This window comes from Enterocloster sp. 210928-DFI.2.20 (assembly GCF_020554465.1).
GTDB lineage: Bacteria > Bacillota > Clostridia > Lachnospirales > Lachnospiraceae > Enterocloster > Enterocloster bolteae.
In genome coordinates this window covers 371,694-395,420 of sequence record NZ_JAJCHK010000002.1, presented here as the reverse complement: position 1 = coordinate 395,420, position 23,727 = coordinate 371,694, and the positions used below count along the sequence as shown (strand labels likewise).

The window sequence follows — 23,727 nt, the reverse complement described above, 5'->3', positions numbered from 1 at the left end:
GATATTACACATTAAAAAACTAAGAGCATATATCAGCTTTGACCCCCCCCCCCCACAGCAATCCAGACCGGCGAATCTGTCGGAGTATGAATGGACGAAGCACACACCGAAGCACATAATCACCTTCATAATTTCTATGCGCTGAGATTCTTCATTTGATATAGTGTATACATCTTTCATCAATTTACCTCTTTCTTATTTGGTTCTGGATTAAATCTAATGTAGTCTCTTCAGCTTGCCTAGCATCTGCTTGAGCATGCTGATTACAAGCTTCTCTCTTAGTAGAAGCAACGCTACTCCATACACCGCAGCCCCTACAGCAATTTGTATAATAGTAATCAAAATGCTTCCGCTGTGCCCTTGACCAATAAGCAAAACAATCACTAGCATCGCAGCCGCAGATACAATTTGCTTTGGAAGATACCTTAGAAACATAGAAATCGGCACATATTCCTTACTCATATAGAAGTAGCAGATGCATATTGAACTTTCACCTATAAGAGTTGCAACAATTGCTCCAACCGACTGAAATTTGGGTATCAAAATCAAATTAAAAACGAAATTTGTCACTGCTCCTACTATGACGCCAGTTGTGCTACGCACTCTTTGTCCGGATGGAATTAAATACTGAGCAGACAAAAAATTATGCATGCTCAGAATCAAAACCAATGAGCTTTCTATCACCAGAAGAATGATTACCTTGTCATACCCATCTCCAAAAAACCACGGCACAAAATTGTTAGCGATTCCTGCGATACCAAAGACCATTGGAATACTCAACGTAACCATAAACGCTAAAGCATTTTCCAATTTCTCCCGTATCTCATCAAAACGTTCCGCTGAGAAAAGGTATGACATCCTGGCGGACATTACGGTATTGAGTGAAATAGTAACTGTGTAGCAAAGTTTTATTATTTTATTGGCCTGTTCATAAAATCCATTTTCTGCTGTGGTATCAGTAAACATCTCCAACATAACTTTATCAAGATATGAATATATCGAGGCTGCTGCTGTGGGAATAAAATAAACTAATGTCTGTTTAAAATGCGGCCCAATTTTAAGAGCTTGCAAATCAACTCTGTCAACCGTTTTTCGCAAAGGAAACCACATAGAAATATTACCGGCAAACTTGCTGACAGAAAGAATTGCTATGTATTTCCAGAGATCATTTTCATTTTTTACTAGCACGAACAGCAAAAGGACGCTGCTGAATTTAATAGCAACATTCCTCGCAACTATTGCATCAAATCTTTCTAGTCCACTGTAATACCAAATAATATCAAATCCAGCAGCAAGGAGCTCTACCGACAGGATTATAAAATATAGCTTATAGTCAGTTGATACCAGTATGAGAGCAATCCATGCCACAATGCAGATAATCGTTGAGATAATGCTGATTGCCTCAATTTCCCAAAAAGTACGGCTTCTCTTCTCCCTATCATCCCTACATTGTGCTATAGCTCGCTGTCCGTAAGTTGTTGTTCCCAATACTGCAAACATTGTAAAAAATGCCACGACTGAGGCAGTATAGCTATATATTCCTACGCGTTCTGGTCCTAAAATCCGTGAAATATAAGGAGCAGTAATCAACGGTGTTATTAATGTCAACACTTGATAAGCAGTATTTAAAATATAGTTTTTCTTGATACTCTGCGTCTTCATATAAGAAAATCCCCCACCAAAGTCTCTCCCTCATCAATGACATATGGACAATCCATTGGACATATATTTATATAAGACAGCATTACGGATTTTTAAGAATCCTTGCAACCACCCTTTTAGGAATAACCTTTCGAATAAAACACTTTAAATTGTATTTAAGAAACCTCTTTTTAAACTGACGTTCGATTGCTCCTCGATACCCGTATTTGTCCATCTGTTGGAAAAAAGTATCTCTGACTACTGGTCGTATCTGAGGTTTGCTAAGAGCTCTGTTACCGGGAATGGCATCCTTTGGATTAATGCTGTATATTACACAATCTTTTTCTATATGGGAGAGAATTTCTTTCCCTTTTACAGAATTTGTCAAAATCAAGGAAACTCCAAGCCTCATCTGTTCCTCGGGAATTCGATTATCATTGCATCGCCAATAATCAGCGACTGTAATATCAGCAACTCGTTCTGTCCCACAGTATTTACATTTGTAACAAGATTCTCGAAGGAAGAAATTATTATTGAAGCCAAGCATATAGGTGTCATAAGGCCCTTCAGACAGATGAGAGGTGCCGTCAGCGAATTCTAGTTTCATTTTAGCCCCCTCCCCCCTGCACCATCCGTTCTTTTCTTCCTTGGTACGAAAGAAAAGATTTGAGATCTTCTTATGATATCTTTTTTCCTGACTTTCAATATATGAATCAATCACCTTTTTACTCGCAACACCATGACATAAAACATCCATAGTAATCAGGTTTTCAAATCTTTTATTGTTTAGATAAGAATATAACCCAACGATTTGACATGCTGACCCAGTAAATAATACCAATCTTCCTTTTTTCAAAAAGCTTGCAATAGTTTTATATATTTCTCCAACCTCACTCTGATAATATTTACTCAGTCGAAATGGATCCAAATTATCCCTGCATTCAGTATAAGTGTGGTATACTCGGTTTATTTCAGGATCCCTAACTACACCAAATACCACTCCTCCGTTATCAAAAATATAGTCTGCTATAGCAGTAAATATGCCTCCAGAAGAACTAGACAAGAGGACATCTTTATCTTTGTGCCAGCCCATATAAAAATCCGATTCCGGATTCCGTACTGCACAGAGGATGGCCGGACATTTCTTTTCGCATTCATGACATTCAACGCACTTATCGACATCAATATACGGATAAAGAAATCCTTCAGGACTCTCAACCATTGTAATTGCATTTTTTCTGCATACCGAAGCACACATTGCGCAGCCGGTGCACACGCTTGTATCACATATATTAATCAAGTGGCAATACCTCCCTAAGCGTTGTAGCTAAATACTGTCTGGTTTTATATCTCTCCTCATTTAGTCGTTTTGTAGCTTCGTCAAATTCACACGCGCAATCATTTAAGTATATCAGTTCTTCAAAATTTCCACAAATACGGCTCTCTAGCCCAAGCTTCTTTAATAACTGAACTTTTCTCGAATCCTGTCCTTTCCCAATGTTGTAAAAAGGAACTCGAAAATTTACAGAAAACGCCGTGCCATGAAAAGAATCTGTAATAACTAATGATGCACATCGTATGTATGACAGAAAATCAAGCGGTCCAAAATCCGCATGCGTTTCGATATCCTTATCAAGAATATTGCTCAATGGAGAAACACAGACCACCTTTTTACCTAACTTTTTAGCCAGATCTTTAGCGTTCTTTACAAACTCATTTGCTGCCTTGAACCTGTTCAATGTGTACACAAAGATATAATCTTCGTCTACACTATAAGTTCCATCCAGTTTCCATCCCTCAGAATTAAGCATTAGTGTAGGGTCTAATGTATTATATACAGTTCTTCCAAGCATTGATGAAAGTAACTCCGCTCCCTCTGATTCACGAATAGATATAGACTGAAATTTCTCAAGATAATTCAGATATTTTTCAATCTCGTCCTTCTTCATTCCACCGAAGCTAGATGAAAAAGATATCCTCGCAGCAGCAGCATTACCAATCGCCAAATAATAGCCAAGAATTGACTCTCTCGGCTCGGTCCAATATTCCGCCCTGCAATGCTCATTCCATATCTGATCACTCCCTGCCAAAAGAACCGGGTATGAAAAATTCGCATTACGTAGTTCCAAATAATTGTTATATTCTGTTTCTGTAAGTACTAGCTTGCGGTGTATAAAATCCTCAAACTTATCTATGCGTAATTTCCGGCTATCAGTCTCGTGAAAACGAATCAATCGTCTCAAGAATTCCTTGTATCCAAATCTTGTAGAATATAATTTATTGTAATATTCTTTTTGGTTTGGAAGTCTATAGTTTATAATTTCATTTGAATATCCAAGTTCATTTAAAAGCTTTTGTGTGGCATATGCTTGCAACACGGAGCCAAAATTATGTGCCGCATGATATGTCATAATTCCAATTTGTTTCATCCACAAATCCTCGCGCGCAAAATACTCTACAAATAAATCACATTTTTATGCGAATTCTGCTTAATACATCCGATTTTCTTATCACTATCTTCAGCCCACGTATGTCGAAATAGTACAAGAAGAAGCTAAGTACTATCAAAATTATGATTCTCTTCATCATATTAAAGGTGAATACCAAACTTCCAAATTTATCACCAAAGAATGAAAACGCAATACTGTACGCAATCATACAATAGAAAATCATACCAGCATTAATCGGATACTTTGACGGTGATTTCCTTGCAAACTTATATACCATCTGTGAAAATATCCCAAATATAATCGGCATTATAACTATGCCAACATATCCACAGTCCATTATGTATGAATAAAATGTTGTAAAAACATTTCCTGTGCTGTATCCAGCCGCGTATACACTGTCAACTCCAACGTGATAATCAGCCCACTCTGAGATACCCAGTATGCTGGCAAACTTTTCTATGATTGGATAGAACGTTTGCTGTCCAAAAAATCTGGAGAATTCTGGGTTATTATTAAGCCAATAATTCAAGTTAAAGATCTGTGCACCGCAGTAATTTGCAATGTACCGACCAAACAAATGTACTTCATACCGCCCTACCCACGTAACAGATGCGCAGAAAAGTGCGACTATACCCACACAGGCAATGACGACAAACAATATTGTTTTAAACGGAATGCTCTTTTTCCATTCAAACTTTCTCTGATACAAAACGAGATAAGCCATTATAAAGGCAATTATAACCTGAACAGATCCGCCACGTCCTCCTGAGGTTACACCACCAACTATTGCGAGAACAAAATTCACTAACAGGAGTATCAGATTCTTTTTTTCCTTTTTTCTAAGTACAAGCTGCTGTGCAAGAAAGCAGGCACACACAAAACCAAATACCGTAGAAATGTCCAACCCAAGTGACAGCCATGACGGAAAGCTGATCGTCTCGTTGGTTGTGAACTTAACCGTATTATTGTAATAAACCAAGCAGACACTTATCGTATTAGCCACTCCATGAGATGTTCCAAACCGCATGATGTACATAAGCTTCACGCTGTAGCAGACTACCTGAAGAAGCAACAGCAGGATATATTTCCAAGACTTTACGACTCGTACATTTTCAGCCGTGCAATATGTTCCATAATGGAAAGTTTTCCCGATAGCAATTCTGTCACCAAATGCACATCCCAAAACAAATGCAATATTCCCAATGAATATCACCAGAAATGTGTTCCAGTGCAGTTCAAAATCCCACATGTTGCTGAATGCCAAGGCTATCGCACACATGAGGATAAAAGGTGCCACAAAAATAAATGCCGGTGCTGATAATTCCTTATGTGAAATGTTGTAGGCAACCCACAATATTACTAATAAAACCAAAATCAATATAACTAGCATTTAATGATCCCTTCGTTAGTGAAAAGCACGAATGCATTCCTTATCTAAAAGCCCTAATCTTATAAACAAGCCCAATACATCCAAATCTCCCAAGTATCGCAATCATCTTCTGTTTCTTAGAAACCTTAGAAAAGTCGGCTCTCCTGACTGCGCTTTTGTATGGTTCCTGCTTTATAAGATCCGAGAGTTCCTTCTTAAGTTCCGCCTTTGACTTCTCATTCTTATCATTGATAAAATACAGCCTGATCGATTCCTCAAGCCTTCTCAACACGCATGCACAGAAAGCTTCCCTATACTCGTTTCCATTAGGCTGTGAAGCAAAAAACTCTTCCCAGCTGTTGAAGATAGCCGTGTTGATCTCAACCACATTCGGCTTGAATGTGCGTGTGATCGAGGTATTGATGATCCTGTAGTAATAGACTGGCTTCTGGACGTATGTGACCTTCTCTGCGTCAGCCAAAATATGGGCGGTATAAAGGATGTCATCGAATATTCCCTTGACCCTCAGGTCGAATTCAATGACGTTCTTTATCAGAAGTTCCCTTTTGACCAGCTTGTTCCATGGTCCGCCGTATCCGAACGCAGCTCCTTCTGCGGGAGGCATCGGGCAGTAGGTGCGATATATATCCGCCTTGATCAGTTCAGTGATATAACTCCTGTCTAATGTCGTAAATCCGTCCTTATAAAACTTCACGTATTTGTTGCCACCATCCCCATAGGTCATGTAGACATCACCGATGGCGATATCCGAGTCGTTGGTTGTTGCCGCCTCATAAAGCACCTCGAAAGCGTCCAGCTCCATCCAGTCATCGGAATCGCAGAATATGATGTATTCTCCGGTTGCCGCTTTAAGTCCGTCGTTCCTTGCGGCGCTCACTCCGCCGTTCGGCTTATGGATGACCTTGATGCGTCCGTCTTTTGCCGCATACTCATCACAGATTGACGGGCAGTTATCAGGGCTTCCGTCATCAACAAGGATGATCTCTATATCCTTTAATGTCTGTCCTATCAGTGATTCAATACAGTTACCCAGGTACCTCTCGACCTTATAGATCGGAACGACCACACTTACCTTGCTCATTATCTATCCTCCCATGCTGTTTATCCAGCTATTTTTTATAGTCTCCGTCTCGGCTTTATCCCGGTTTCACCTCAGCTTTGTATCGATCTCATCCAAATCATGTATCAGTGTCATCTCAACCTCAGACTCTTCTCAATTCCGCTCAAATATCACGATCGACCGTCTCTTCTTCTGATAAGTAGTATCCACGGATACCAGACGTTCTCCATCCGCGGTACTGGGATGCAGGTCGCACCGTTTTTCTCCGCGCAGCCTGTAATCGTGGTAAACAAAAGCCAACGTTGTCGTCTTCTCATCATCCAGAGCAAAGCTCATCAGCTTCTGGCGGCTCTTGCCAAGCGGATATGTGTCCGTGATGCAGACATCCGTCCCATAAATCCGTCCCGGGTGTCCGTCCGTATTCAGTCCTTCTATATCAACGCTTTTCTTTTCACCGTCCTTGATGCTATAAGTGCAGTAATATGTCTCACCCGATGCCTTCACACAGGTAACCATAAGGGACTCATCATCCATCCAGCAGTAATGGGAGACTTTATCTGTCTTTTCAAGAGCCTTCAGCTCCTGCCCCTGGATATCAGAGACATACAGGATCGTTTTCCATCCCTTCACATTCGGATCGACAAAAATGTGGAAGAAGATTAAATGTTTTCCGTTGGGAGCTATACTCACATGATTTAAGTAATGGATGCACTTCCCCGCCGGGTCTATTACTGTGGCCAGCTCCTTTAGCGAATAGATCAGATGGCTCTCATTCCTTTCCAAATCAACAAGGAAGAGCCCGTCATTCTCCGGTGCATAGACATCCTTTGTTTCATCCTCAAAATAGTTGTACCCGTATCCCGGACGCATCCTCTGAAGTCTTGAATAATTCAGGCTGATGCCATATTTAAAATCCGGTGTAACATCATACAGTGGCCGGTCGATAATCCTGATCTGATTTCCATCAGTGTCACAAATCTTTGCACAGTAATGGTCACCCTCAATGGAGTTAAAAAGGATGCGGTTCTTCTCGATAGGATGCCATCTGAGCCTGCTCCCCTGCTGCCAGCACCATGCATTCGTGTCAGCCACCTTATGGAATTTCATCGCTTCCAGATCGTAATATCCTATATCACACTTTGTACCCCTGTTATCCGTTGCCCCCACTGGAAGCCTGTGGCATAAGAACCTTCCGCTGTTCAGATAGTTCAGATCGTAATAACCTCTGTAAACGTGGTATCCGTCCGCCTCCAGAACATGCTTGATCTTCACATTTCCCACTATCTTTAAAGCTGGAGAACGCTTTACCAGCATTCCCGCCTTACATCCGCAGTGACAGACCATACCCTTTATTGCTGAAAGCTTGGCCTCTCCGAATATATTTTTTAAAGCTCCTTTGATTCCCACTATTTTGTGCTCCTTATAGTTCCCTTTTTCTTAATCTTTGAATGAATTGTTTCTTTACTTTTCTTGCATTAACGGTCACCTTGATGCTCTCCCTCACAGTGTAAGAACTAATCGACCTCAATATTTTTACTCCTCCACTCGCCAGCTTCCTGCGTTTAAGATCCTCAACACCTTCCCTATATAAAGCGGACTTGCTATTCTCTTTTTCATTCACGGCTTTGCTATCGGCGTGATGGGATTTCATGAAGCAGACCAGAGCTTCTTCCGAGAAGGTGTCTTTCCCCGTGCTGACACGTTCCTTATATAACTGCCTAATGTAAACCTCATTCAAAAGCTGGACATATCTCTTACTGGCTGTAATACTGTTTTTATGCCTGCGGAAATTAAGCAGGTTTTCATTTAAAATTTTTATCTGATATCCGTTGGTCAGCATCCTGAGCCACAGATCATAATCCTGGCAGGATGCAAACGGGCGATATCCGCCAAGAACCTTGACTCTTTCCGTGTTCATCATCACGGTGGGATGTACAACAATATTCTGAACAGGCAACATCTTCCCTATGAATTCAGCCGAATCAGGAAAAGGCTTGATCTCGTCCCATCTCTCGCCTTTTTCATCGATCTTATCGACCAAGCAGCAGACCATATCTGCTCCAGTCTCTTCTATAAAATGAATTTCCTTCTCTAACCTATCTGGTTTTGAGATGTCGTCCGCATCCATACGTGCTATATACATACCTTTCGCCAGATCTATTCCTTTGTCCAGGCTTCTGGCCAGTCCCATGTTCTGCTCATTTACATAGAACCGGATCCTGCCATCCTCCTTTGCCGTTCCTTCCAGATATGAACGCATCTCATAGTTGTCGTGTTTGTCCAGAATTATGATGTATTCAAAATCCTTAAATTTCTGCGTCAGGATGGAACTGATCGCTTTCTCCACGAATTCGACCGGCTCGTTATATACGGTCATTAGGACCGTGATCTTATATTCCGCTTTGTGTGCATCGGCCATGTATATCTTTTCCTATCTGTTCTGTCTTTAATATCTTTATCGTCTGTTCTTCCGGTACCTTGAAAATATGATCTCAAGTATCTTCCCGCATTGCGCCCGCTTTATCTCCCACTTGCGATTGCTTTTCTTTATGGTTACTCTTCCTTTGTAGTCCTTGTCGGTACAGATCGTGTTGGATAACACATAATACTGACCGTCATCATTCAGCGGAAGAATGTCAAAATCCCGCTTCTGGAAATGGGCATATGCTTTTTCTTCTTCAGCTTCGTCTTTGCTCCGTTTTATATATATTGCTCCCGGCTCGACCCTCACATAATCCAATGGGCTCATGACTGACGGAGCAATGTATCCCGCGCCGTCACAAATCTGATAGCCGTCATAAGGAGCAATGTCGGCGATCGCATCTCTGTCCCTGTATATCTGGTAGCAGTCCAGCTTCTCTTGGATCCTGAGCAGGGAATATTTGCTGTATTCATCGATCGCCCAGTTATACTTACTGTTTACAATGATTTTGTAGTTGACATTTTTAAAATCTAGTCTCCTGAACATCTCATTATTGTCAGGCGTGTTCCTGTACATAGTGAGATGTCCCCAGATCAGAAACCTGTCATACTGCCTGATAATCTCGTCAGGATAGAACTTGCTGAGGTTTCCCCAGATCACATCGATGTCACAATGTCCCCAATATTCATACCCCTCACCCCCAACGCCATTTATCTCGTGACTGAAAATATAACCATAAAAGGGCCTGAAGTCGCACAGCTTATAGGGTCCTGCTTTATTTGACAAGTTAACTTTCAGGCACTTACATATCCTCGCCTTGATTTCTGAAAACCTCGTCCTGACGATTTCTACGTTTTCCGGAACGCTATATTCGTCTACATCCTGATCAGTAAAAATCATCCAATTCCAGCTTCTGTTATGGGAGCAGGAATCAAGATAAAGTTCAAAGTAGTTTGGAAATTTTCCAAACCAGAGGACGATAAGCAATTTCTTCATAGGCATCCTCCATCATTCCTTTCCAGAACCGGATTTTAATTCCACCAGTTTATACCTGGTGTCTTCTCCAATCACTTTGGTTACCACCTGCATAACTTTCTTCTTCAGCTTATCCTTGCTGCTCTTCCAAGTATTGTCATAATGGTGGAATGTATAAGTGTTATCTGTTAAATTCAAAACGCCTGTAAAACAATTAAGTGGAGAAAAATATTTCTGAGGGAAGATCATGAAACCTTCTTCAAGCTCCTGAACTGTATCCGCCCAATGATAGGAATACTTTTTCTCAAGGTATCTCTGCAACCGCTTAGTATTCGGCAAAGTATCCAGAGAGTTGTCTTCCTTCACAAAGGATATATGCTGATATTCATCAAGAAGTTCCTTCACCCACTCGGCATGCGGCTTTGCAGCTATGATCGCCGTGCAGACCGTATGATGGCTCTCAGCGCATACAAATCCATCGTATGTAAGAAATTCATCGATATTCCTGAGCACTTCCATATCTGTGTCCATGTAAATGCCTCCGTATTCGTAGAGAGCTTTAAGTCGAACATAATCAGATACGAATGCCCATTTCTTTTTTTCATACGCCTGCTTCACATATTCGCAGGTATTTTCCAAATCTACGTTGTCCTCAGACCACTCCATCACCTGGTAGTCAGAACAGTAAGTTTTCCAACTCTGCATGCTCTTTTTTACAACATCGCTCTTCGGTCCGCCGCCCATCCACACACTGTGGAGGATCCTTGGAATTTTCTCATCCTGAGATAGTTTTAAAGGAGCCGGTTTTGAATATACCGGCACAGGAATCACATACACCCCTCTCTTCCCTTCATGAACTGAATCTATGCAAATCTTGTCCCCGGAACGGCTCCAACGCGGATGCAGATCGCAGCGGCAGTCATTATCGTAACGGAAGGGCGAGAATACTCTCGCTATCTTTCTTGACGTATTCTCCTCTTCTGTACAAAGATAAACTGACGCGATACGCTTTCTGTTTGGATATGTATCCGTAATAATGTACCTCCTATCAGGAGAATAACTGCAGTGGCCATCGGTGTTGAGTTCAGGCCAATAGAGCTTATACTCCTGCGTCTTATCTCTCATCAAGTAATAGTGGTCACCAGTCTCCTTCTTCCGAAGGAAGGACAGTATCTCTTTGTCATTCTTCCAGTAGCAGTGCGACACGAAGACATCATCACTAAGGTTGTACATCTCAGTTTTGTCGAGATTTACCGTAACAAGCCTCGTGTGCTTCCTTCCCTTCTGGAACCAGCGGTGGAGAACCATGAAACGCTTCCCGTTCGGACTGATCATAAGATGATTGACTTTGTGCTCGGCCCCATCCATGGATGCATCGTGCCCGAAGGCAGCGAAGTCTGTGTACTTGAACAGGTCTTCTACTTCCCCGTTTTCAATATTCATCTTCCAAATGCAAGTTTCTTCCGGGCAAAGGACTCCTTTTGAGGCATCAGGAAGGTTGCTATAACCGTAGCCGGGACGCATACGGTGAAGACGGTTGAAATCAAGACTTAAAGCGTATGTTCCGTCACGACTCACATCGTATACAGGCAGCGGAAACACCTTAACTTCCTGCTTCTCCTTGAGGCTATAGATAACGCTACAGTACTTCCCATCGCGAAAATCGTTGTAGATAACCCGGCTTTTGAAATCAGGTCCCATCCACTGCGCCATACATCCCTGCTGTACATTCCAGGAATGTGTCACACCGATCTTGTAGATCTTATTGTCCTTCTTGGTGTCTATTAAACAGACTGCCCCCACTTCCTTCGGTGCCACAGACTTATAAGTCTGCTTCATCTTAAGGGCGATCATATAACGGTCTGTGGCATCCCAAGGAGATTTGTCATAATAGCCGTAGAAGTACTCATAACCATCATCCGGTGATACTCTTGTCACAGCGCCTTCCACTTTGAACGCCTCTCCTGATGTAGCCACATTCGCCAGCTGGTAGACACGCTTAGCGGTTCTCTTTATGACTGGAAACTGCTCAAAGATCTGCTTCCCTGCTTTTTCAATCTCAGTAAATCCCATTTCCTTCACCTCACATCCTTCCGTCATGCCGCCCGATTAAGCTGCTGCTCTGTCACTTAAACTGTTTTGTTCAGTAGATAAGCACCCGCTAGCCGGGCTCCCAATGAACGGTATGAGGAGAAGAAAAACATTTACCCCCCCCCCCTCCCCCCACCAATCATATTTCCATACAATTCAATCAATTCTACGGAAACCTTGTTAACGTCATATCCTGCATCCATAAGTTCCTGTGACCTTCCCTTTCTGCTGCCTATATTTATCCTGTCCATGACCGTCTCCGCCCATTCCTTGCTGGACGCTGACAAAGGCATTGTTGTAAACAAGTCCGTAGCGTTCGCAAACTGTGGAACGCTGTCTGAGCATACGGTCGGAAGTCCGGCCGCTTGTGCCTCGATTGCTACGATTCCCAATCCTTCAAATCTAGAAGGGAACACAAAGCTGTCAAATGCCTGGTAAAGTCTCTCCACATCAGCTCTTACACCTAGATAAAAAAACCTGTCTTCTATACCTAATTCCTTGGCCTGATGGTGAATTTCTGTCTCCAGTTCCCCCTGTCCTACGAGAACCAGAACAGCCCTGTCTTCAATCTTAGTTATCTGCTGAAATATCTGTAGGAGGAATTCGTGGTTTTTGGAGTATGAGAACCTGCCCACATGACCGATGACAATCTTATCCTGCACTCCCAACTCAGCGCGGACTATATTTCTCACTGTCTCGTTATAAGCGAAACGCTGAACGTCTATCGGGTTATGTATCACCTTGAAATCAGAATCTCCGAACATGTACATACCGGCATCCTCGGAGCATGCCAGAAGGCATGTAGCGTTGACCTTGTATCCCTTGTTGAGGAGATTCCGTAACCGTTTTTTTAAATCCCCGCCGATGATCACGGTATGTGCATGAGCAATCCTATTATCTATCCCGGACAACTTTGCGGCTTCCAGATAGAAGAGGCCAAGGCTATCCATATGGCCATGTACGATCTCGTATTCTTGATGCTCACGGAAGAATTTCTTGAGTTCCTTTAAGTACTTGACAGGATTCTTATCCTCCCTCACAGAGAGACGGTAAATCCTTCCTCCCAGCCGCTCGATTTCATCGTCATAGAACTGGCGCTCTTTGTAATGCGTTAGGAAGTCGAACTGCATCTGTGACCTGTCGATCGTTCTGTATATATTCATGATAAATGACTGCAGTCCGGCGGCTTCCATCCGCTGCACGACATGCAGTATTCGAATAGGCTTTTTCTTCATCATTACCAGCTTTCCTTATGCTACCAATTCTCCTGAATAAATTTATCTATCAAATTCACTATAGCCAGAGGATCTTTATTTTCCCACGGCCGCATTCCATCGGTTCCGTCATGTATTCTCTTAAAACATTCTCCGAGATCACTAAGCTCTAAATCGGCCATCAGTACATATCCATTGCTGCTGAACGCTTCGTTATTTTGTATCTGATGGTCATTAATATGTTCTCCATACTTTTCAAGCCGTGTTACTGCAATTACCTTTTTGCCTGCATTAAGAGCTTTCATAATGGAACCAGATGCACCATGCGATACAACAATATCCGCCTCATTAATTTTCTCCATGAAATCATCAGGCGAAATAAAATTCTTGAATTTATAATGTTTCGGTTGATATATAGATGTCCCTGTCTGAGCAAACATTTGTTCACCTATAGTCCCATCCTCGTACAACTCATCTAATTTTTTAAATAATCGATCAAAGGGATATTTTCTTGATCCAACAGTTACAAATATCATTCGTTCATGTATCCTCCACAACCATAGGTTCCCGTATAATCTTTAATACAGGCATCCTCCATAAATAGCTTTCTTGTAATACTTCTTTTGAGATTCCCATTGCACAATAAATAAGTCAGAGTGTTTCTCCATTTTCTTTCCTGCAACAGTGGGCATATTTGCCCTGCCAAACGTCTCTATATAAATAAATTTTTTGCGGAACAACACAGCTAGTAGATAAAACGGATAAGCGACCATAGTTCCTGTGGTAATCACAAAATCCGGACGTTCTTTGATCCATATTACAAGAGATCTAATGCTGTTTATAGCCATCTTAAATGGCATAAATTTATCCTTCAGGTCTGTTTGCATCATAAGGTACTTCGCATTTTCCTGGAACTGCGTTTTTTCAGTAATCATAAATCCATCGTACTTATCAATTAATGGCTGCAATTTCTGCAGCTGTTCCCAATGTCCGCCTGATGAAGACACAAGGCAAAGCCTTGGTTTATCATGCTTATGTTTAGTTCTCCTATCCATATCGTCTCCATTAATCGCGTCTAAAAATATCTCTCGTATACACTTTCTCTTTCACATCATCCAAGCACTTGTCATACCGGTTAGCAATGATTGCCTGGCTCTGTCTCTTGAACTTATCCAAATTATTTACGATCTTACTTCCGAAGAAAGTATCCCCATCTTTCAAAGTCGGTTCGTAAATAATTACCGTAGCTCCTTTTGCTTTGATCCGCTTTATAACGCCCTGGATGCTGCTCTGACGGAAGTTATCACTGTTACTCTTCATAGTCAGCCGATACACTCCAACGATAACTTCTTTCTCACGGCTCTCATCCCAGCTATCATTTGCTCCATATGCACCAGCAATCTCCAGTAAACGGTCTGCGATGAAGTCCTTTCTTGTTCTGTTGCTCTCCACGATTGCTTCAATCAGGTTCTCTGGAACATCCTGATAATTTGCCAGCAACTGCTTTGTATCCTTGGGGAGACAGTAACCGCCATAACCAAAGCTAGGATTGTTGTAAAAATCTCCAACACGCGGATCCAGACATACGCCTTTGATGATCTGCTGAGTATTAAGTCCCTTCATTTCCGCGTAGGTATCCAACTCGTTGAAGTACGCTACTCGAAGTGCGAGATAGGTATTAGCAAACAGTTTCACAGCCTCGGCTTCTGTAAAGCCCATAAACAATGTATCGATATTTTCCTTGATGGCACCTTCTTGCAGAAGCTCAGCAAAAATATGTGCCGCCTCAACTAAACGACCATCTTCTAAATCGGTACCCACTATGATGCGGCTGGGATATAAATTGTCATACAAAGCCTTTGACTCTCTCAAAAATTCAGGGCTGAAAAGAATACTCTTACTACCAGTTTTCTCACGAATGCTCTTTGTATATCCAACCGGAATGGTAGATTTGATAACCATGATTGCGTCTGGAGCATACTCCATAACCAGTCCAATCACATTCTCAACTGCAGAAGTATCAAAGAAATTTTTCTTGCTGTCATAGTTCGTAGGTGCGGCAATAACCACAAAATCTGCATCTGTATAAGCCTCTTTCGCGTCCAAGGTAGCTGTCAGATTAAGATCTTTCTCAACAAGATATTTTTCAATGTAGTCATCCTGAATTGGAGACTTCCTATTATTAATCAGTTCGACCTTCTCGGGGATGATGTCCACGGCCATCACTTGATGATATTGTGACAGCAGTGTGGCAATTGAAAGACCCACATAACCGGTTCCGGCAACCGCAATCTTCGAATCTTTAAACTTTCTCATAATCGTTTTCTCCTCCCAGTTCTTGTATCTCTACTAGCTCATTTACAGGTCTTACATATAGAACCCCTTGTACCATTCAGCGAATCGTCCTAATCCGGTTCTCAGAGCCGTACTCGGCTTAAAGCCAAAATCACGTTCCAATGCTAATGTATCAGCATAAGTTACTGGGACATCACCAGGCTGCATCGGTACCAGTTCTTTGTGAGCATCGAAGTCATAATCCTCTGGCAGCACACCTGCCCTTACCAATTCCTCGCTTAGTATTTGTACGAAATCCAGCAAGTTTTCTGGATGGTTATTGCCAATGTTATAAAGGGCATACGGCGGCACCGGTAATTCATCTTCACCTGTGGCTCTGTCAGGTGCTTTGGCCATCACCATTTCCACACCGGTCACAATATCGTCGATATATGTAAAATCTCTCTTGCAGTTACCATAGTTGAATATCTGGATCGTTTTTCCTGCCCTCAGTTTATCCGTGAAGCCAAAATATGCCATATCTGGCCGACCAGCCGGGCCGTACACTGTAAAGAACCGAAGTCCAGTTGATGGAATGTTATACAGCTTCGCATAAGCGTGAGCCATCAGTTCGTTTGATTTCTTCGTAGCAGCATAAAGGGAAACCGGGTTGTCCACCTTATCATCCGTGGAGTAGGGAACTTTCTTATTAGAACCATAGACAGATGAACTGGACGCATAGACCAGATGTTCTACAGGAGTATGACCTTTATCATAAGAATGCCTGCAGGCTTCCAGGATGTTATAGAAACCAATTAAGTTGGACTCGATATAAGCGTCCGGATTAATAATGGAGTAGCGAACACCTGCCTGGGCAGCAAGATTTACAACAACCTGTGGTCTGTACTGTTCGAATATCTTGTTAACCAGCTTTTTATCCGCAATACTGCCTTTAACAAGAATAAAGGAAAGATGCGCTGACAGATCAGAAAGTCTTGCTTCCTTCAATCGCACATCGTAATAGTCATTCATGTTATCGATGCCGATGACTGTCACATCCTCCACATCTTCATAAAGACGCTTTACCAGGTTAGATCCTATAAAACCTGCAGCACCTGTAACCAAAATAGTTTTGCTTTTCAAATCCACATAACTCATCTCGTGGTTCCCCTTTGTTTCTTTTTCTCTATGATCGAATTCACTGCGGATAATCATTCCAGTATACATAACATCTTTATGATTTCCACAGTGTCCTTTCTGCCAAGTAATTTATTCAGTCTATTTTAATACTTTATTTGCTTCTATTAACCTCAATAATTCCATTTGGATAGACACTCTTTGTACATAATAATCGAAAAATGGCGATTTCTATGCGACTAACATCATTTGAGCAAACTTGTCATCCTGTAACGAACAATTCTTAAAAATTCTTAATTTATCAGTCTTTCAGTGGTGTGGACAATATTTCTACATGCATCTTTGTGACATAACTTTCGCTTTATAATGAAGAAATCTCTATTAAACCGCTTTTACACAAAACCATCTTTTTCAACCCATATTCATGTACTTTCCGGTCATCATACCGTTTTCCAAAGCCACTAAAAATTTAGCCCAGCCATTCGTTGGTGTAGCAATAACCACAAAATTTATATCTGAATATGCGACTTCTGCATCCAATGTGGCCACCAGATCTAAAGTTCTTATTCCAGATGCATCCTCAGCCAGATATTTTTCAATTAATATAGCTCTCCATTCTCACCACAAAAGTAGCTTATTACGTTTGTTTCCATCACTATCCCTACATCGCCCCGTCTCTCCCCAGCACAACCCGCACAGTCTGAAACAGAATCTTAACATCCAACCCCATCCTCCACTCAGTTATATACTTTTTATCCAGCTTCACGACCTCTTCAAAATCCGTAATCTCACTTCTTCCACTAACCTGCCACATACCTGTAATTCCAGGCTTTACACTCAATCTGACCCTATGGTGCAAATCATATTTCTCCCACTCATCCACAGTAGGCGGCCTGGTGCCAACCAGGCTCATGTCTCCCTTTAACACATTCCAGAACTGTGGAAATTCATCAATTGAATAATTCCTGATAAAATTTCCAATTCCTCTTTTTCCGCCTATAATCCTGGGGTCATTCTCTATTTTAAACATCATCCCGTCTTTTACACGGTTCTGATTCATTAATTCCTTTTTCCGTTCTTCCGCATCCATGTACATACTGCGGAACTTATATAATTTGAATCTCTTACCATTCTTTCCAATGCGCACCTGTGAAAAAAAAATCGGTCCCGGTGACTGAACACAGATACAGGGCGCCACAAACAAGAACATTATTCCTGTCAATATGCAACCTAATATCCCACCTACAATATCCATGGCCCGCTTAATAAATGCCTGTCTCCATGACGCCATATTAATGCAGCTGGTAAGAACCGTATAACTTCCCAAACGTTCCACATGCTGTATCTGTCCCTTTAGCCTTCCCATCTCTATCAACTTCAAATGTACTGTGACTCCCATATCAATGAAATCATCCATAAGCTCCTGTGGCAAAGGCATATCCTTTGGCAGATTTATAAACACTTCATCCACCCATTCGCGGCACACATACTCTGCAATCCCATTTTGGTCTGTCACTATGGTTACTCCATTTATAGTTTTGCCAGCCCAATCCGCATCCATCAGAGATACACCTATGATGTGGAAACGTTCGTAATTTTTATTTAGTATATTCTGTACCACCTCTTCCACCATTCCCTTGGATGTAAGAATAAGTAAAGAACGCTTGCCTTTTCCTTCCAAACCTCTTGTCAATAAATATTTCTTCCAATAAATTCTGGCTATGTAACTAATAACAACATATAAAATGCCTGTTGTCACTAAGGTTATCCTGGAATACTCCTCCCCTTTTTGGGTCGCAAACAGATAAAAAGCCGCAATTAGAATAACCTGGCATACGTGTTTTATAGTTTCTGTAAGCTCCTTAAATTTCCCCCTTTTTAACACATTTTTAAAGCTCTCGCCAAAAAAGGTCACAAAAATTTGTATGAACAGAAATACAAATGCCATATTTCGGTACAACTGGCTGGCATAAGGCCAACGGCTCCCCTGTCGTATAAAGTATGCAGCAATATATGCGGCCTGAAGGCATATTGAATCTATTAAGGTAAAGTCACAATGCTTCAGCCAGCCTTTATCTGCTTTTCGATACATCTCTCTCCCACCACTCTTTTCTCCACAGCACTTCTGTAAAACCGGGGGCCCGGCCTCAGCCATTTACTGCCCCCGGCCAGCATTTACTCAATGCCGCTAGTTCTTATACACTACGGATAATGTACCAGACCCAGGAACATTGACAGCTACTGTTTTTGTTACCGGATCCACCTTAACAGCCGGAATCAGCTGCCACTGGCCAGTAGCATTGTCATAGAACAATACCTGTACGTTGTTTACGTTTGAAACCAGGTTAGGCACATACAGGGATACCTCTACCGCACCAGTCTTAACCGCGCCGGTAGCCGCATCTTTTGTGATGATTGCGTGTGTTCCTGTCAAGGCATTATAACCTGTCAGGTCAACCCCCTGTACAGCTTCATTCAGAGGCTTCCCTGCATTGATATCGTTGATAGCTGATACCACATTAGAAGGAAGTCCTGTTGTTGCTGCAATGCTGTCTGCAAATGCAACAGCGGTGTCGCCGATAACAGCCTCTCCTTTGGAATTGGTTGTTACCTGCTGTCCTGTAGTCGTTACTGTGTCTACTGCAACGCCAATCGTACTGCCCGTTGGGCTTGCACTGGTTGTGGCGCCTGTAGTCTTGACACCAGTAGATGATACAGATACTGTGGTGTTGGACTTAGAGCTTGTAGTGCCTTTGTTGCTACTGCTGCTGGATGAGCTAATGGAACCGCTACCATCACTGCCGCTGCTGGAAGCACTGCCTGCTGCAAAAGCCCATGCAGGCTGAGATGCCAGAGCTGCTGCCAGCACTAAAGCTGCTATGCATTTCTTTTTCATATCCTTCACCTCTCCTTTCTCTCCTAAGAGTAGTTATATTCAATAAACAGCATAATACCATGCTGGATATTGCAGTATTTTACTGCACCGCGGGTATGGCGGTTCTCTGTCCTGCCGTCCTATTCTATCTCCCTATAAAACAGCTCCAGCAGTATAGGCGTCAATGCCTCTTTGTCAGCATAAAATTCATCATATCTGGGAGTCACCACGCCTTCACCAGGCACTGTGTAGAAATCTTCATCACTCAGTTTCCCGCTTCCTACTACGTCCATAGCTACTTTTAGATACTGGTCCTTGGCCATATTAGTAACCATGTATTCCTGAACCCGGTCAAATAACCTGACCACAAGCCCGCTGTCCTTAGCCGAATGCTTTTGGACTGCCTCAAAAAAAACTTTTATGTATTGCTGCTGCTGGTCCATACGGTATATTGCCGAGTGGTCAACACGAATATCCCTGTAACGGACGAATATCTCCGCCTGTTTTCCTTTCAGGGTTACAGTTTTCCCCTTCACCAACGCAGGGTCCCTGGATTCCATTCCATCTGTTCCAATGGTTACGCTAACCCCACCGACCTCATCATTCAACACGGGGATGGCACTTGTGTCAGCTGCCATGTACCACTCTATTTTCAATCCTCCAAAAAGCTCAGATACTGCTTCCGCCATATACTCACAGCTTCTCTCCCGCCCATCCCCATACGCATATGCCAGATTCAAATGCTGCAGGTCTTTTCCCAACTCATTTCCACTTAAATCAGTGAGCATGATATCCGTCATGGTGTCCCGGGGTATCATCAGTATTTTCACCGTGTTCCGGACCGTATCCTGGGCAATTAAAAATAAACCGTCTGCCTGTCCCCCAAATCCGGTGGTGGTCTTCTCCGTCATATTTCCTGACCGGTCCACCCCTATACACAAAATAGCCTTGACATAGCTGTTGCGTCTGTACTGCTTTCCCTTATATTTCACAACATCTCCGCTAAAACTGCACATGCTGTCTTCCTGTACCTCATACTGTTTCCCATGATTCCTGGCTGCAATCTCTGCCTCCAGGACCTTCCTGCCCCGATACAGTTGAACACCAGTCCAAATGAAACAGGTAAGTGAAAGTGCTGCAGCTCCCACAGCTATCCGGTACACCAAATTCTTATGGTTTCGGATCCAACTCATGCCTCTGCCTTCTCGTATCTGTCATATTTTCCATAATGACCATATTTAGAGTATTTCCCGTATTTTCCATAGTACTTACTATAGTAGCCATTTCGTTCCATGCTTACCTTATTGAGAACTACCCCCAAAATACGGCACCCGCTTTTTTCCAGCTGTCCCTTTACCCGCTGCTCCAGCCGATAGCTTATTGAACCGCTTTCAATCACCATCACCGCCCCATCACATTGACGGGCCACAATAGCTCCATCTATCAGGTTTGCCATGGGTGGCGTATCAATGATGACATAATCATACTTTTCCTTTAATTTTGAAATCATGTCGCTGAACAGGCTTTCCTCCAAAAGCTCCGCCGGATTCGGCGAATAAGGTCCTGCAAATATGATGCTGAGATTTTCTATATTCGTATCATAGAGGACATGCTCAAGCGGCCTTTGTCCGCTTAAATATTGTGACAATCCTGGCACCTCATGTTCCAGCTGGTAACGTGAAACCAGAACTGATTTACGAATATCCGCGTCTATCATCACTACCCGTTTTCCAATCTGGGCAAGGGATGAGGCCATGGCAAATGTTATGTCACTTTTTCCCTCATCGGGAAGAGAACTGGTCAGCATGATTGTCTTAATGCCGTTTCCACAGAATTGTATATTGGTCCTCAACGTCTTGATGGCTTCGTTATAATGATAGTCATCCTTCATTATCCTGTTTAATGTAACAAATTGACTCATGACGCATGGCCTCCTCTTTTCTTCTTTCTGGATTTTCCTACTGCTGGTTTGTTCTTTGGTTTAGAGGAAATCATTGCCTCTTTATCTTCTGGTTTCTCTCCCTCACGTTCTGGCACCGATGCAAGGACAGACAATCCAAGGTACTTTGTAACATCTTCCTCGGTGCGGATTGTATCGTTCAGAATTACATTCACTGTAATGAAACCGCATACCAATACTGCCCCTATAAAACCGCCTATTAATGCGTTCTTTGTATTGCTCGGACTAGATTTAAGAATCGGAACCTCACCTTCCTCAATCAGTTTAGGCGGTACCATTTCCATGATGTCGCCAATATAGTCAGAAGAAGTAACAGCTATCTTGTCTGCAATCAATTTTGCCATGGCGGGGTCCGGGTCCTCCACGGAGATGGAGAGAATACGCGTGTCCTGAGGATTATCAATGGTTACCTTTTCCACTAACTCTTTATATGTAAGGTTCAATTCCATATCTTCAATTACCTGATTGAGGACTCTTCTGCTTGTCACAATGATTTTATAGTCCTTTGTCAGCTGGCTTCCTATCTGCAAATCTGCCAATGATGTCAATGTGGTTTCTTTTGAAAGAATATAAACCATTGCAGTGGATTTATACTGAGGAGTTAGTACAAATGCACTGAATGCACCTGCTGCACCGCCAAACAGTATAATGGTGCCCAATATAATCCATATCTTCCGCCGAAACTCCCCCAGCAGTTCCAAAAGGTCGATTTCAATTTCGTCGTCATCATAAGTCTTTTCCATGTGTCTTCTGTTCTCCTGTTTTACTTTTTTATATTATCTTTTCCGTATCACATTCTTTGCATTTCCCCGCAACAGTCCATGCAATTTAAGACCATCCAAATGATTAACCAGCCATTGGAAACTCTCATCAATTTCCGGTTTTCTGTAATCCATTCGGTGCATGTCAGTTCCCAGACAATAAATCCTGCCCTGCATAATCTGTTTTCGGCACCATCGAACCTCTTTATCCAATATGCTGTTTCCCTTCAGGCTGCTGAAATTCATCTGCAGCCTGCAGTCGCACTGGAATAGTTCAGACATATTGGTATCTTCTCTCAGACATGCATAACGTTCTACATGTGCTATGATTGGAATATATCTGGCCATCGTCAGCTTCCTGACAGCCTGGTACATCTTCATGTAAGGTACCTGAGGGTCAAATTCCACCAGTACATACTGGCTTCCTTCCAGGGTAAGGGCTTTTCCATCCCTAAGATTCTCAACCAATCCATCGTGATAATATGTCTCCTGTCCCAGCCCAGTCCAAAAATCAGGTGCAATCCTCCGTGCTTCTTCTTTCAGCTTTTCTGACAAATCGTATATGTCAGGGTTCAGGCCGCGTCTTGAATAATGCGGGGTCGCAATAATGTATCTGATTCCCTGGCGGTAAGACTCTTCCAGCATTCTCCTGCTCTCATCCCAATCCCTGGAACCATCGTCAATTCCAGGAAGAATATGGGCATGAATGTCAATAATTCCAGTCATATGAGTCCCCCGTTATATTTTCGATATAGATTTCGAAGGTAAGGAAGCATATCCTCTGCCCATGCATATTCAGGCATATAACTCCCTGAAAAAAGAGTTATGTAATCCGAATTACCCTTGATAAATTCGTAGAAATCACAAATAAACAGTTCCGTATCAACGGCATAGCTTCCTCTCTTTTTAATCAGTATCTGTTCAATCCCATGTTCCATTAAGTTCATGCGAAGACGATAGTATACAACCCTTAAATTATTTTTTGCTGTACGTTCTTCTATATTTTCATACAGCAGATACGTCATCTGGGATAAGGATACGCTGCTTCCACGCTTTTCAACCATGATAGCAAGCATTTCTTTTGCCTTGCTGCTGGGAAAATACAACATTTTGCCATTCACATAGACATCGAATCCGTCGAATGTCTTTATAAATATATTTACATTTTCCGTATCTGCCATTAGCGTTATTTCTCCCGTTATTCCAGGCCGCATGCCACCATTCTTTGTAAGGATATACCACTCAATTGCTTTCAATATCGTTACAAAACCGTTTCAGAAGGCACTTTTTGGCAACTTTTGTAGTATTATGGAAATTTTAAATATAATTTATCCACTTAAAATGGGTATAAATCACAAAAATAACCTATTTAAACACATAATCAAAATTATGTGTTTGCAGCCGCTGCCGTAAAGAAGCTTGAATTTGTTTAAAATTGGATTTACAGTAAGAAGGTCAAACATCACATAATTCTGAT

The 23,727-nt window shown here is 42.2% G+C and carries 21 protein-coding genes; all 21 read right to left on the bottom strand.

Going from position 1 to position 23,727, the window contains the following annotated elements; all coding sequences use genetic code 11:
* Nucleotides 1-216: 216 nt before the first annotated feature.
* The 21 genes from LI015_RS04485 to LI015_RS04385 all read right to left on the bottom strand — a co-directional run bounded on the left by LI015_RS04485 (nt 217) and on the right by LI015_RS04385 (nt 23,431).
* A complete protein-coding gene (locus LI015_RS04485) occupies nt 217-1,662 on the bottom strand; it encodes a flippase (RefSeq protein WP_119204870.1) in 1,446 nt (481 codons plus the stop codon).
* Nucleotides 1,663-1,744: 82 nt separating this feature from the next.
* Nucleotides 1,745-2,941: a Coenzyme F420 hydrogenase/dehydrogenase, beta subunit C-terminal domain gene (locus LI015_RS04480; protein ID WP_227124228.1), complete on the bottom strand. Its 1,197-nt coding sequence runs from the start codon at nt 2,939-2,941 to the stop codon at nt 1,745-1,747.
* Nucleotides 2,934-4,070, bottom strand: a complete 1,137-nt coding sequence (locus tag LI015_RS04475; RefSeq protein WP_119204873.1) for a polysaccharide pyruvyl transferase family protein — start codon at nt 4,068-4,070, stop codon at nt 2,934-2,936. The genes LI015_RS04480 and LI015_RS04475 overlap by 8 nt, the downstream gene beginning before the upstream one ends.
* Nucleotides 4,071-4,107: 37 nt before the next feature.
* Entirely contained in the window at nt 4,108-5,481 is a 1,374-nt protein-coding gene (locus LI015_RS04470; protein ID WP_119204874.1) for an O-antigen polymerase, read from the bottom strand.
* 40 nt (nt 5,482-5,521) lie between these two features.
* Nucleotides 5,522-6,562, bottom strand: a complete 1,041-nt coding sequence (locus LI015_RS04465) for a glycosyltransferase family 2 protein (RefSeq protein ID WP_119204875.1) — start codon at nt 6,560-6,562, stop codon at nt 5,522-5,524.
* 132 nt (nt 6,563-6,694) lie between these two features.
* Nucleotides 6,695-7,948, bottom strand: coding sequence for a hypothetical protein (locus tag LI015_RS04460; protein ID WP_119204876.1), 1,254 nt, complete (start codon nt 7,946-7,948; stop codon nt 6,695-6,697).
* A gap of 13 nt (nt 7,949-7,961) precedes the next feature.
* Entirely contained in the window at nt 7,962-8,960 is a 999-nt protein-coding gene (locus tag LI015_RS04455) for a glycosyltransferase (RefSeq protein ID WP_119204877.1), read from the bottom strand.
* Nucleotides 8,961-8,996: 36 nt separating this feature from the next.
* Nucleotides 8,997-9,959: a DUF6625 family protein gene (locus LI015_RS04450; protein ID WP_227124227.1), complete on the bottom strand. Its 963-nt coding sequence runs from the start codon at nt 9,957-9,959 to the stop codon at nt 8,997-8,999.
* A gap of 12 nt (nt 9,960-9,971) precedes the next feature.
* Nucleotides 9,972-12,011, bottom strand: coding sequence for a glycosyltransferase family 32 protein (locus LI015_RS04445; RefSeq protein WP_227124226.1), 2,040 nt, complete (start codon nt 12,009-12,011; stop codon nt 9,972-9,974).
* Nucleotides 12,012-12,142: 131 nt separating this feature from the next.
* Entirely contained in the window at nt 12,143-13,267 is a 1,125-nt protein-coding gene (locus LI015_RS04440) for a glycosyltransferase family 1 protein (protein WP_227124225.1), read from the bottom strand.
* A gap of 17 nt (nt 13,268-13,284) precedes the next feature.
* On the bottom strand, nt 13,285-13,779 hold the full coding sequence (locus LI015_RS04435) for a glycosyltransferase (protein WP_119204881.1): 495 nt from the start codon (nt 13,777-13,779) through the stop codon (nt 13,285-13,287).
* Nucleotides 13,780-13,821: 42 nt separating this feature from the next.
* A complete protein-coding gene (pssD, locus tag LI015_RS04430; protein WP_119204882.1) occupies nt 13,822-14,298 on the bottom strand; it encodes a PssD/Cps14F family polysaccharide biosynthesis glycosyltransferase in 477 nt (158 codons plus the stop codon).
* A 10-nt stretch (nt 14,299-14,308) separates the two neighbouring features.
* On the bottom strand, nt 14,309-15,559 hold the full coding sequence (locus LI015_RS04425; protein WP_227124224.1) for a nucleotide sugar dehydrogenase: 1,251 nt from the start codon (nt 15,557-15,559) through the stop codon (nt 14,309-14,311).
* A gap of 51 nt (nt 15,560-15,610) precedes the next feature.
* A complete protein-coding gene (locus LI015_RS04420; RefSeq protein WP_119204883.1) occupies nt 15,611-16,675 on the bottom strand; it encodes an NAD-dependent epimerase/dehydratase family protein in 1,065 nt (354 codons plus the stop codon).
* Between the two features lie 640 nt (nt 16,676-17,315).
* Entirely contained in the window at nt 17,316-18,746 is a 1,431-nt protein-coding gene (locus LI015_RS04415) for a sugar transferase (protein ID WP_227124223.1), read from the bottom strand.
* A 96-nt stretch (nt 18,747-18,842) separates the two neighbouring features.
* Nucleotides 18,843-19,550: a hypothetical protein gene (locus LI015_RS04410; RefSeq protein ID WP_119204914.1), complete on the bottom strand. Its 708-nt coding sequence runs from the start codon at nt 19,548-19,550 to the stop codon at nt 18,843-18,845.
* Between the two features lie 119 nt (nt 19,551-19,669).
* Complete coding sequence (locus LI015_RS04405; RefSeq protein WP_227124222.1) at nt 19,670-20,722, bottom strand: LCP family protein; 1,053 nt, start codon at nt 20,720-20,722, stop codon at nt 19,670-19,672.
* Nucleotides 20,719-21,450, bottom strand: a complete 732-nt coding sequence (locus LI015_RS04400) for a CpsD/CapB family tyrosine-protein kinase (RefSeq protein WP_002569816.1) — start codon at nt 21,448-21,450, stop codon at nt 20,719-20,721. The genes LI015_RS04405 and LI015_RS04400 overlap by 4 nt, the downstream gene beginning before the upstream one ends.
* Complete coding sequence (locus LI015_RS04395; RefSeq protein ID WP_227124221.1) at nt 21,447-22,232, bottom strand: YveK family protein; 786 nt, start codon at nt 22,230-22,232, stop codon at nt 21,447-21,449. The genes LI015_RS04400 and LI015_RS04395 overlap by 4 nt, the downstream gene beginning before the upstream one ends.
* A gap of 33 nt (nt 22,233-22,265) precedes the next feature.
* A complete protein-coding gene (locus LI015_RS04390; protein WP_119204885.1) occupies nt 22,266-22,976 on the bottom strand; it encodes a CpsB/CapC family capsule biosynthesis tyrosine phosphatase in 711 nt (236 codons plus the stop codon).
* A complete protein-coding gene (locus tag LI015_RS04385; protein ID WP_002569819.1) occupies nt 22,973-23,431 on the bottom strand; it encodes a hypothetical protein in 459 nt (152 codons plus the stop codon). The genes LI015_RS04390 and LI015_RS04385 overlap by 4 nt, the downstream gene beginning before the upstream one ends.
* Nucleotides 23,432-23,727 lie beyond the last annotated feature (296 nt).